The 12834-nt window shown below is 25.6% G+C and carries 7 protein-coding genes; 5 read left to right on the top strand and 2 right to left on the bottom strand.

Features of this window, described 5'->3' with window-relative positions:
* Nucleotides 1-9: 9 nt before the first annotated feature.
* Nucleotides 10-2889 carry an Ig-like domain-containing protein gene (locus ACH5BK_RS02330; RefSeq protein WP_404304194.1) on the bottom strand — a complete coding sequence of 960 codons (2880 nt, stop codon included), beginning with the start codon at nt 2887-2889 and terminating at the stop codon, nt 10-12.
* A 108-nt stretch (nt 2890-2997) separates the two neighbouring features.
* Nucleotides 2998-8121 (bottom strand): Ig-like domain-containing protein, encoded by a 5124-nt coding sequence (locus ACH5BK_RS02335; protein ID WP_404304195.1) that lies wholly within the window; start codon nt 8119-8121, stop codon nt 2998-3000.
* Nucleotides 8122-8302: 181 nt separating this feature from the next.
* On the opposite strand from ACH5BK_RS02335, the gene ACH5BK_RS02340 reads away from it, so the two are divergent.
* From ACH5BK_RS02340 to ACH5BK_RS02360, 5 genes are read left to right on the top strand one after another with little or no spacing between them, the layout of a single operon-like run.
* Nucleotides 8303-8755 carry a TlpA family protein disulfide reductase gene (locus tag ACH5BK_RS02340; RefSeq protein WP_404304196.1) on the top strand — a complete coding sequence of 151 codons (453 nt, stop codon included), beginning with the start codon at nt 8303-8305 and terminating at the stop codon, nt 8753-8755.
* Nucleotides 8756-8977 carry a DUF4266 domain-containing protein gene (locus tag ACH5BK_RS02345; protein WP_404304197.1) on the top strand — a complete coding sequence of 74 codons (222 nt, stop codon included), beginning with the start codon at nt 8756-8758 and terminating at the stop codon, nt 8975-8977.
* A complete protein-coding gene (locus ACH5BK_RS02350) occupies nt 8968-10203 on the top strand; it encodes a DUF3570 domain-containing protein (protein ID WP_404304198.1) in 1236 nt (411 codons plus the stop codon). The genes ACH5BK_RS02345 and ACH5BK_RS02350 overlap by 10 nt, the downstream gene beginning before the upstream one ends.
* A gap of 8 nt (nt 10204-10211) precedes the next feature.
* Nucleotides 10212-11957, top strand: a complete 1746-nt coding sequence (locus ACH5BK_RS02355; protein WP_404304199.1) for a hypothetical protein — start codon at nt 10212-10214, stop codon at nt 11955-11957.
* 1 nt (nt 11958) lies between these two features.
* Nucleotides 11959-12834: an FAD:protein FMN transferase gene (locus ACH5BK_RS02360; RefSeq protein WP_404304200.1), complete on the top strand. Its 876-nt coding sequence runs from the start codon at nt 11959-11961 to the stop codon at nt 12832-12834.

Here is a 12834-nt window from a genome sequence, read left to right on the forward strand (position 1 = left end):
TTTAATCCTTTATTTCGTACAAATAAAATAATTTGTTTGTGTTTTTGCTTGTGTTGCAGGTGCTGCCCATTGATTTAGAAGACTTGTTTTAATAACTGAGGCTTTACTTTGCTCTTCTTCTTGTAACCAATACATATTATTTTTAGATAAAGACAATGCACTAGCGAAGTTACTTACTAATTGTGATTTATACTCTTTAAAATCAGTATCATAAAAAAGTTCTTTACTTACAAGAGTTGCAGTTTCATCTTGACAAGCTTGTTTTGCTTCATCATAATTTTTACTTTCATTTGAAACTTTATAACAACTATTTTGATATTGTGTATAACCATTTTGACAAGTAGTAGCAGAAGTAGCAGTTTGTGTTTTAAAACTGATTCTTACATCATTTCCAAATTGACCTTCAAATAAATTATTATTTAAATCTTTTATTCCATCTTTTGAAACTATTACTATATAATCTGTATTTAAGTCTAAGTCATTATTTGGATTTATTGAAATTGTTCTATTTAAATAACTTAACTCTGTATTTGTAATTAGATTTGTATTTTCATCATTTGCTTTAACAAGTCTTATATTATTAATATTTACACTTGTTTGATCTAATTCTTCATCAAAATTTAGTTTTATAATGGAATCAACAGGTACACTCTCTACTTTATTATCTGGAATTGAACTTAAAAGTTTTGGAGCCGTTGTATCTGCTTGTTCTTGTGTTTTAAAACTTATTGTTTTAGAACTACTTAAACTATTTCCAGCTAAATCTTCAATAGAAGTTTTTAGTATTATTTCATAATTTGTATTATATTCATTATTACTTGTAGGAGCTACTGTTACTATTTTATTACTATAACTTTCAAAACTATATCCAAAAGGAATATCAAGATAATTATTAGCATTTGAAGAAGTTATTTCTTTTATTTCTTCATCAAATTCTATTGTTATTTTTGAATCTTTTGAAATAACACCTAAACTTGCTGTACTTATAAGTTGAGGCTCTTGATTGTCACTTGGGTCACTTATTGTTATGAAACTAATAACTTTATCATCTAATCCTACTAAATTAGGTTCTCCATCATATTTATTCCCAGCTAAATCTTGTATTGAAGATTTTAAAGTAAGTTTATAAACTTTTGAATAATCTAAACTTGTATTTGGTGTAATTGTTACAACTTTATTTGAATAATTAATTGTAATAGGTATATTTACATCATCTATCGTCTTTAAAGAAATACCATTATTTATTGAATTTTCATCCATATTTTCATTAAAAGTAAAACTAAAAATAGTATCTAAACTAATATCTTTAGCTTCATTTTCAATTGATGATATTTCTAAAGTAGGAGCTTTCTGATCAACAATAGCTTGTGTTTGGAAAGAAAATTTTTGTTCAGTGTCAAAGTTATTTCCAAAACTATCTTTTAGTCCTGTTTTTATAATAAGTTCATAAGAAGTATCATCTTTTAAATCATTTACAGGATTTACAGTAATAGTATTACCATTTACAGCAATTTCACTTGAGATTGAATAATTTTTACCAACTTCTTGAATAATAACATTTTCACTTAATGTTTTAGTATCAATCTCTTTTGAAAACTCTATATTAATATTACTATTTTTTGCTATAGTACTTTGAGAAGATAATGAAGTTGATGAAACACTAAGAGGTGTTGCGTTAATTTCATCAAGTGTTGTAAACTCTATGTTAAATTCATCAAGAGTATTGTTTGCTAAATCTTCTATCTTATTTGTTAGTTTAATTGCATAAGTTTTAGAAGGTTTTAAATTTTCACTTGGTTTAATACTTAAAATATTAGAAGCCAGATCATAACTTATAGTACTTAAAACAGCTAAATTTCCCTCATCTTTTAAAATAACACTATTTGAGTTTAGACTGTTTTGTTCAACTTTTTCTGAAAATTGAAGTTTTAAAGTAGCATCTAATAAGATATTTGAAGTATCCCCTATAATATTTACAGTAGGCTTAGTATCATCGGGAACTAGTGCTGTTTTAAATTGATAAACTTTTTTATTTTCCAGGGAAATACTTCCAGCATCTTTTATATTTGTACTAATAGTTAGAGTATAAGTCTCATCATATTCTAAATTTGTAATAGGATCAATTTCTATACTATTTGTATTATTATAATAATTTATTCTAGTATTAATAATAGTATTATCACTAACTTTTCTTAACTGTATATTTTGAGTATTTATACTATCTCTATCAAGATTTTCTGAAAATGTAACAACTAAAGAATCGCTAACTTTTATATTTGATTTTATTGTTGTTGATATAATTTTTGGAGCAGTTTTATCCACTCTTATCTTATTTGAGTTTAATACTGTTTCAAGATGAGCTTTTACATCATCTTGATTTTTTTGATTAAACTTTTTGTTAGTTAATAAAGTACTTAAATCAACATTTTCTATGTTGTCATTTATATCTTTAAACTTATCAAAGTTTTCTGCAATTTCTATCTTATTCGTATTTAAATCACTATCTATTGATTGTAAAAAAGTAGCAATTTTTAGTACCTTAGGATGATTGATATTTTCTCTTGGTACTCCAACTATATCTTGAATAAATACTTTTTTATCAGTATTTACAGAAGAGACCTCCCCTATTTTTATATTTCCAATATAAAATCTTGTTGTTCCAGCAACATAATCAAAACTTCCATCACTACTTGTAAAACCTGTACTGCCATCACTATTTACATATTTAGCCCCAGCAACAGCTGAATCTATTAAATATGCTTTACTTTTTACTGTAGATGTTGTGTTATTAGAGCTAGTAGAACTACCACCTCCGCCTCCACATCCTATAAAAAGTGCTGATATGCTAATAGCAATACAAGAACTTTTAAGTAAATGTTTAACGTACATTTATACTCCTTGTGTTTTAATTAATATTAATTTAAATAATTAATATCAAAATAGAATCAAAAAAAAATTAACTCTATTTTAATATTAATAAAAGAGGAAATTCCTCTTTTATTCCACACAAATAAATTGATAATTACTAGATGCTGCTTTAGTAGAAGTTGTTGACCAACCTGAATATCCTTTATATAAAGTATGTCCATAGCCCCAACTATCTTTTTCTTTTAACCAATAATAGATTGGGTTATAACTAGTATCTTTATCTTTTAGATTTAATTGTGTTGCAAGATTTGTTAAATCAACTGATGTATCTTTTGATAATAAAGTACAATGTGCATTTGCTTCATTATAAGTTTTTTCTTCACTAACTAAAGTATAACACTTACCATCAATTTCTGCTCCATCACAATTTGAAGCTACACTACTAGTAGTAAAACTAAAAGTTTTTTCTTCTAATGCATTATTATAGAAATCTGTAATAGTATTTTTTAAAGTGATTGTGTATGTAGAACTTATATTTAAATCACTATTTGCTTGAATTGTTAAAATCTTATTTTCATAAGAAACTGTCAAAGGAATAAGCTCATTAGAGCTATTTGTTAATTCAATAGAAGAAGTATCTATATTTTTAACATCTTCATTAAATACAATTTCAAATTTTGCTTTAGTTGATACATCAGCTAAAGAAGTTGGTTTTTCTAAAGTGGCAATAGGAGAAACTTTATCACTTTTACAAATATAATAATAAGTACTATCATTATATCCTGTAGTTGTACTCCAAGCAGGATTACTCCATTGGTTGTACCTTAAATAAGTAGCTTGTTTATAAGTACCACTTTTCCCTTCATAAAGCCAATAACTTTCATTTGTATTTAAATTTAAAGTATTAGCAAGCTCAACAAAATCTGATACTGAATCTTTTTGTACTAAAGTTTTATTTTGAAGTTCACAATTATTTTTTGCTTCTTCCCATGATTTTTTTTCAGTTGATACTTTATAACAAATATCATTTATTATTTTACCATCACAAGATATACTAGAACCAGTTGTAAAACTAATTTCATAATCAGTTTCAAGAGCATTGTCTGATGTATCTTTAATATTAGTATTTACTATTAATTTATATAAAGTATTTTCAGATAAAGTACTATTAGGTTTTACTATTACTACTTTATCTAAATAAGTATTAGTCGTATTCACTATAGTATTAGTATTAAATTCTTTTAAAATTATTGCACTATTATCATAATCTTTAACTTCTTCATCAAAAGTGATTAATAAACTCTTTGAAACTGAAATATTAGAATCCCCATCATTTACTGATGTAGAAATAATACTTGGAGCTTTTGTATCAGCTACATCTTGTGTAGTAAAAGGTATTTCTTTATTCGAAGTTCCATATCCATATCCAGAACCATCAAAACCATTTCCTGATAAATCTAAAATTTCTTTTTTTAATAAAAGATTGTATCTTGTATTATAATTTAAGTCTGCATTAAATGATATAGTTACTTTTTGTTTTGTATTATCTAATTCTAAATTATAATTTGCATTTTCTATTACAAAATTCTCTTTTGTAAGTGTCGAAATATCAATAGGCTCATTAAAATATATTTCAATATTATTTTTAATAGAAATCCCTACATTTCTTGAGTCACTTAAACTTACACCAAGAGATGATTTATTTGAATCCAATTTTACAGGTGTTGTATCTGGTTCATTTTCAGTTGTAAACTTTATGATTTTTTCTTCTTTTAATTTATTACCAGAGATATCTTCAATATTAGTATTTATATGAAGAGTATAAGAAGAACCATAAGATAATGTTGAAGTAAAAATCACTTCATTTCCATTTTTGATAAAACTTGATTTAAAACCTAAAATATTATCATCTTTTGTTAAATTAATATTATCACTTGTTAGAGTATCTTCTTTTAAGAATTCAGAGAATTTAACAGTAATATTATCATTTACATCAATCTCAGTTTGATTATTAGATAGGATATTATTCCCTGTTTTAATCTCTAAAATTTCAGGAAGAGTATCATCTGTGTAATCTTTTATACATCTTACGTTTAAACCAGATCTTAAATCCTTTTCTTCTAAAACATATTTGCTTTTATATGAATCATATTTTAGAGCTTTTGCTTGTGGATTAATATTATTATTTAAAAGAGTACTTGAATAAAGCTGTGTATTGTTACTTGAAGATATATTACTATATATTTCACCTGAGTTAGTTTGTCTATATGAACTATTAGGAATTTTTAAAAACTCACTATCAAATGAATCATTTAAAGAAAACAGTTCAGCTTTTAACTCATCAATACTTGGAACTTTAAATCCTTCTGGACAAATATTATTACTAGCATTAACACCACTCCATAAAGTTTCATCTTTATTATTTGACCAAGATGAAGTACCATATCCATTTGCTTTTATAAATTTATTATTTTCTTGGCTATCAACATCAATTCTTGTAGCTGAAACTTCACTATTTCTTTTTTCATGCCCATTCATTAATCTTCCCCATTGGAAGAAATCACCAATACAATTTGCATCATCCTTTGTTGTACAAACTGCACTTGCACCTAAATTTCTATCTAACCAAATACTACCTGTTCTAGGAGATACAATTTCATTATAAACTAAACCATTAGCATCATAGTGTGTACCGCTTTTTTTTGTTGTTTTAAATGTATATGTTTGTTCTTGAGATAAGCTATTATTTGAAATATCTTTTATGTTTGAAGAGATCTTCAACTTATATACTTTTAAGTATTCTAAGTCAGAGTCACTTATAATTTCTACCTTATTATTAGTTACTACAATATTAGTTGATATTACATTATCTAAAGCATCTAATAATTCTATATCATTTTGTTCTAAAGTAGCTAACTCTTTGTTAAATAGCACTACAAACTTAGTCTTAATATCAATGTTTTCACTATTATTACTTGGGCTTATTGAAGTAATATTTAAAGCACTTTTATCAATATTTGAAATAGCTACAGTTTTTTCTACTGTATTACCAGCTAAGTCTGTAAAAGTAATAGTTTCATTTGCACTTGAAGAGAAAGTTTTAGTAAATACCTTTCCTTCTTTTTTCCAAGAGTTATCAGTTAAATCAATAACATCTTCACTTAAAGTAATTGTTACAATAACATCTTCATTTGTATTTTCAATTGTAGAATACTCAACACTTGCAGTAGGATCAGTCTTATCTATGTTTGAAATTACAATTTGTTTTGTAAAAATATTATTTGAAATATCTGTAAAATTTACAGTTTCAGTACTATCTTGAGCAAATACTTTTGAATAAGATCTATTAGAAATTTTATTCCAAGATTCTTGTGCAGTTTTAATGTCTTTATTGAAATTAAGAGTTACTGTAACATCTTGATTTGTAGGAGTTGAAGAAATTCCTACAACTTCTGCACTAAGCTCACTTTTATCAATATTTGAAATAGCTACAGTTTTTTCTACTGTATTACCAGCTAAATCTGTAAAAGTAATAGTTTCATTTGCACTTGAAGAGAAAGTTTTAGTGAATACCTTTCCCTCTTTCTTCCAACTATTATCATTTAATTCTTTTACATCTTCACTTAAAGTAATTGTTACAATAACATCTTCATTTGTATTTTCAATTGTAGAATACTCAATACTTGCAGTAGGAGCAGTCTTATCTATGTTTGAAATTACAATTTGTTTTTTTGTAATATTTCCTACATCATCACTAAAAGATACTTCTTCAATTTGATTATTTAAATAAACTTTACTAAAGCTATTTTCATTTTTATCCCATCCACTAGGAGTTACAATATCAGTACTTTCACTTGTAAAAGTAACTGTAATACTAGCATTTGTTAAGGTCTTAGTAGAGTATTGTGCTTGACTTAAAATAGGTGCAGTTTTATCAATATTTGAAATAGATATAGTTTTTTCTACACTATTACCAAACTTATCTTCAAAAATCACCTTTTCATTTGTATTTTCTGTATAGATTTTAAAATACTCATTTGATTGTTTTTGCCAAGTTGATGGTACTGTTAAATCATCATCACTTACAAAAGTAACTTTTACATCTTTGTTTGTTTTCTCTTTTGTAGAGTATTGGGCTTCACTTATATTTATAACTTTGCTTGTATTTTCTTGAGTTGTTGATGTAAACTTAAACTCAATACCTGCAATTTTTACGATTGTTGTTTTTGTTTTATCAAATTCATTTGCACTTGTGTGTCTTATTCTTAAAGTTTGACCATTTTTTATACTTGAAGTATCACTTGAAAAAGCTTCATTATCTACTTGAAATTCACCATTTTCTATACTTATTTGAGCTTCAAGATTAACACCTTCTACTGTAATAGTATTTGATTCAACTACAGTATTTGGTTTTACATCAGCTAAATTGATAAAAGAAATATTATTATTTAAAGATAAAGTTCCTTCTAAAACTTCATTTGTAGGTATATCTTCTAAACCTAAATTATTTTTCATAGTTGATGAAATCTCATCTAAATTTATTTGTGCTTCTTTTTGCTTTAATTCGTTAAACTCATCTACAGCATTATTTATTTCACCATCTTCTTCAAAATCTTCAGTGATTTTTTCTAAAGTCTCTTTAGGATTACTTGTTGATAGAATTGCTGCTGATATTTTTAATAGCTGAGCATTTGCTTTTTTTATTTCTTCATCTTTATTGTTTGTTAAATCTAAATCTTTCAAATTTTTTTCATGTAAATCAAGATTAAATAAGTTCGCTACTTTTTTATCTGAAGTTTTAATAACTTCATCAATAGAAGATGAATTATTTTTTAACTCCTTCATAATATTTTTTGAAGCTAAATGTGTAAGTATATTTACATTTGAGTTTTGTTTTTGATTCTCTTTTATATTTATAATAGAAGTTAAGAAACCATTTTGAATATATGTACCATCTGTTTCATTAAAATACTCACCACTAATCTCAATAAGTGTAGGCCCTACCCAAGGAATATCTAAATTATAAGTCCCTTTATTATCATCAACTTTTGTTTCGATAAATGTTGTACTTTTCTCACCATTTACTAACTTAAATGCTTTTACATTAGAGCCTTTTTTAAAAGGACCTTTTTGAGCATAACCATTTACTGCATTAGAATTACTAGTTTTTGTATGATTACTATTATCACAAGCTGTGAAAACAAATATAATCATAAAAAATAATGTAAATCTTAAATCAAGAATCTTATTCATTACAAATCTCCAAAATTGATAATTGATAATCGATATCAATAATAACCCGAAATAATATTATCAATTTTATTAATACTACCTTAAAAAGTAAAATACTTTTTAATTTTGATATTTATAATCAATATTGACAATAAAAAGAAAAAAGGATAATATTCCGCAAAAAAAAATCAAAGGATTACCTATGAAAACAATATTTAGTGCATTATTATTAATTTTGCTTATACCTAAAAGTTTACTTGCTTATAAGCTTGGGGACAAATTAGATGATGATGTTATTAAGAAGCTTGGCATTAAAAATGACAATATAACTATAGTTGATTTTTTTGCTTCTTGGTGTGCTTCTTGTGAAAAAGAATTGCCATTAATAAATAAACTACATAAAGAAGAAAAAGAAAAAATAACTTTTATTGGGGTTGCAACTGATAAGGATGTAAATGAAGGAAAAGCTTTTATTAAAAGGTTAGGAATTACTTTTAATGTAATTTCAGATAGTGAATATGAAATAGTAAATAAATTTCAACCTATTGGAATGCCTGCTCTTTACTATATAAAAAATGGAACAGTTGTAAAAATTTTATATGGAGCAATTGATAATGTTGATGAAGTTATAAAAAATGATGTAAAAGGTTTATAGATGAATGTTAAAAATTTATCATTATTATTATTTTTACTTATATCTTTAAGTGCTTGTCATCAAGAAGTTAAACCTTGGGAAAAAGGTACCCTAGCCCAAGCTAATATGCAATTAGGTGGAGGAGATGCCATGATAAAAAAGATAAATGAACATATTTTTACATCAAAAGAGGCTAGTTTTGGTGGAAATGGAATTGGTGGTGGAGGTTGTGGATGCAACTAAAAAAACTATCTTTACTTGTTATAGGAGCTACATCTATAACAGCACCTATTTTAAATGCAGCAAGCAGTGATGAAGTAAAACTTTCTCAAATGAGGTATGAAGAAAATCAAAATAGAATGAAAATTGATTTTACTGCCCTTGATTTTAAAAAAGATTTTGGAACAGATTATACATTTAATATGAACCTATCTTATGACACTATTAGTGGAGGTACACCTATTTGGGATACAACATCAGGAGCAAGTGGTATAGATACTAAGACATCTAATGATACAAGATGTACTAATAACCCTACTTTATGTAAGAATCTAAATGATAATAATGAACTATTATCAAATGCAAAAACTTCAAAAGATGATTTTGTATATAAAAATACGAACATTGATGACACTAGAAAAGCTATTTCATTAAGTTTAATTAAAAGAACACCTAAAAGAGATGAAATTACTACAGGTTTTGCATATTCAAAAGAAGAAGATTTTAAAAGTTATGAAGCTTCTTTAGGTTATTTATATAATTTGGATAGTTCTAAAAATGACTCTATTAGTGTAGGTGTTTCTCTTCAACAAAATGAAGCTTTACATAGAAGAGATAATAATAAATGGAAAGACTTTGATGTAGTTAACTTTCAAATAGGATATACAAAAGTTTTAACAAGAAATCTTGTAGTTCAAGCAAACTATTTTGCTAGTAAACAAGAAGGAGAACTTAGTAATCCTTATCAAACAGTTGTAAGGTATTTTGATATTTCTACATCTGCTTTTGATCCTGTTTATAATTATATTTTAGCAAAAGAAAAAAGACCTGAAGAAAGGTTATCAAATGGAGTAAGTTTTGATATGGCTTACAAGATACATCCAAAAGTATCTTTACATGGTAACTATAGATTTTACGCAGATGATTGGGGAATTTATTCAAATACATTTACCATCAATTCATATATAAAAGTTTTACCTAAATTAACTTTTATTCCACTTATTAGATATTACAATCAAACACAAGCTGATTTTTATAAAGATCACAAATCTTCATCTTTTCATTTTGATGAAACAAGTTATGCAAGTGCCGATGAAAGACTATCAAAATATGACAGTATAACTTTAAGTTTAGGGTTTGAATATCATGCAAATAAAGACATAGACATAAATATAATTGGTGCAAGGCAAGAACAATCTTTTGGTTTAAATATGAACTGGGCTAGTGTTGGCTTAAAATACAGATTTTAAGGAAGAAAATGAAAAAAAATATAATATATAATAGTACTTTATCTTTAGTTACAATTATTGCATTACAAGGTTGTGGAGGTTCAGGTGACTATAAAGCAACATCAAATAGTGAAGTAAATAATACCTCTAATCAATCTTTATATATACAAAAAGATGGACTTTCTGGAAGAGTCTTAACAAGTAGATATATTCAAAATGCCACAGTATGTTTTGATATGAATATAAATGGAAAATGTGATCCTAGTGAACCTAGTGAAAAAAGTTATGAAGATGGTAAGTTTTCTTTTTCAAAATTTAAAACCCAACAAGCAGGTGATGCTCCTTTACTAGCAAATATAAATGATGAATATATTTTAACAGCTGTTCAAAATAGTGCGAATCAAACAATAACACCTTTTACAACTTTAACATTAAATGAACAATTATTTAACCCTTATGCTACAAAACAAACTGCTAAAGACGAACTTTTAAATTCATCTTCAATTTTTCAAGGAAATTTACTTGATGGTGAAGATTATATAAGTTCTAATCCAAATCTTGTGAATATTGAAGCAAATAGCCTTGTAAGTTCTTTTAAAACAGCATATTCTTTAAAAAAAGATGAACCTCTTAAAACCGTAGCTACAGTTGTAGATGAAGTTATTAAACAAGATAATTTTAATGTTAATGTTACATCTATTCCTGTACAAAAAAGATATGATAGTTCTTATTCTTTAACAAAAACAAATAATTCAATTTCAATTGATTCTCAGGATAATAACCAACGAAGTGTAGCAGTAAGTACAACAAGTAGCGACAAAACAATCGTCCACTCAAAATGGAATAATAGATTAACTTTAATTGATAATACAAATTTTAATAAATTAGCAACTGCGAACTATTTAGATGGAGTAAATGGGGAACAAACTTCCTCAGGAGCTAGTGAAAAAGTTTTATCAAAACTTATTGTTTCAAATAACAGTATGTATTCTTTAGTAAAAAAAGATAAAAATGAAAATACAAATACAGGTTTAGGAATTTATAAGGGAGTTTTCAACGAAAATAATATCCCTAGTTTTAAATATGCTTCATTAAGTGTAGGAAGTAACAACTATTATTCTTATAATGCTTTTACAAGTATGAATATAAATGAAAGTATTAAAAAAATAGTTTTAGGATCTTCTTTAGGAAAGATATTTGTTTTTGATATGGATGATTTAAATTCTCCTCTTATGCAAATAAATACATCTTCAAGTGTAAAAGACACTATTATTTCTCAAGATACAAAATATATTTTTGCTTTAATAGATAGTTCTTTTTATATTTATGATGCCCAAACATATAGTTTTATTACTTCTTATGATTTAACAAAAATTCCAAATAAATTTTTAAATGTAAATAATACAGAAGTTTTAATAAGTTTTGAAAATAGCAATGAAATATATTTATTAGATATTAGTGACCTTAATAATATACAAGTTAAAAGAGTATTTACTGCAACTTCAAATATCAAAAGAATAAATCTTTCAAATGATAAGTTAAATCTAGCAGTTACACTTGACAACTCTAGAACTATAGAAACATTCTTATTAAGCAATGAAAGTGTAAAAAGTACAGCATCTTATAATCAAAATATAAATGATTTTAAATTTATTACAAATACAAAGCTTATGGCAATAACTGATTTTAATGGTTACTTTTTAGAATTAAAAGGTGATGGACAAGCTCCTGATAATACAGAAAAAGTAAATTGGTTAAAAAATCATAGGAAATAAAATGAAACTATTTAAATTTACATTTAATGCCATGACAACAAATTGTGAGGTTCATTTATATTGTGAGAATGAAATAATAGCAGTAGAGTGTTTTGAAAAAATAAAACAAAACACTTATGCTTTAGAAAAAAAATACAATTTTTATGATAAAAAATCATATCTTAATAAGAGCATTAATAATAGAAGTAGCAATATTGTACAAGTTGATAAACTAACTTTGGAAGTATTATCAAAAGTCAAAGAGTATTCAAAGCAAACAAATAACCTTTTTGATATTACAGTTGGAACTATAAAAAAGTGTTATGAGCATAAAAAACTTACAAAACTAAATAACTGTTTAGCTACTTTAAAAAACAAGATGGGCAATAACACTTGGGAAATAAAATCTAATAAACTTAACTTTAAATACAAAGAAACAAAATTTGATTTAGGTGGAGTAATAAAAGAGTTTAGTGTTGATGAAGCAGGTAAAATCATAAAAGAGTTCAATATAAAATCTGCTTTAATAAATTATGGTGGTGATATTTTGACTATTGGATTAAAACCAGATGGACAACCCTTTAGTGTTGGAATAAAAAACCCTAAAAATCCTAAAGAAAACTTACTTTATATAAATCTTTCTAATCAAGCTTTAACTACATCTGCAAACTATGAAAGATCATATAATATAGAAGATAATGAGTTCTCACATATACTAAATAAAAAAGACCAAGAAGAAATCTTGTCTTCAACAGTAATAAGTGATTCTACTTTATGTAGTGGGATTTTTTCTACATCTTTTATGATAGATTCAAATTGTGAAATTAATGATGAAATTAAAGTTGCATTAATAGATGAAAATTTAAATGTTCATCAAAATATAATAAATCAAGGATAA

The sequence above is a fragment of the Arcobacter sp. YIC-80 genome (assembly GCF_044841725.1).
In the GTDB taxonomy this organism is placed as follows: Bacteria; Campylobacterota; Campylobacteria; order Campylobacterales; family Arcobacteraceae; genus Arcobacter_B.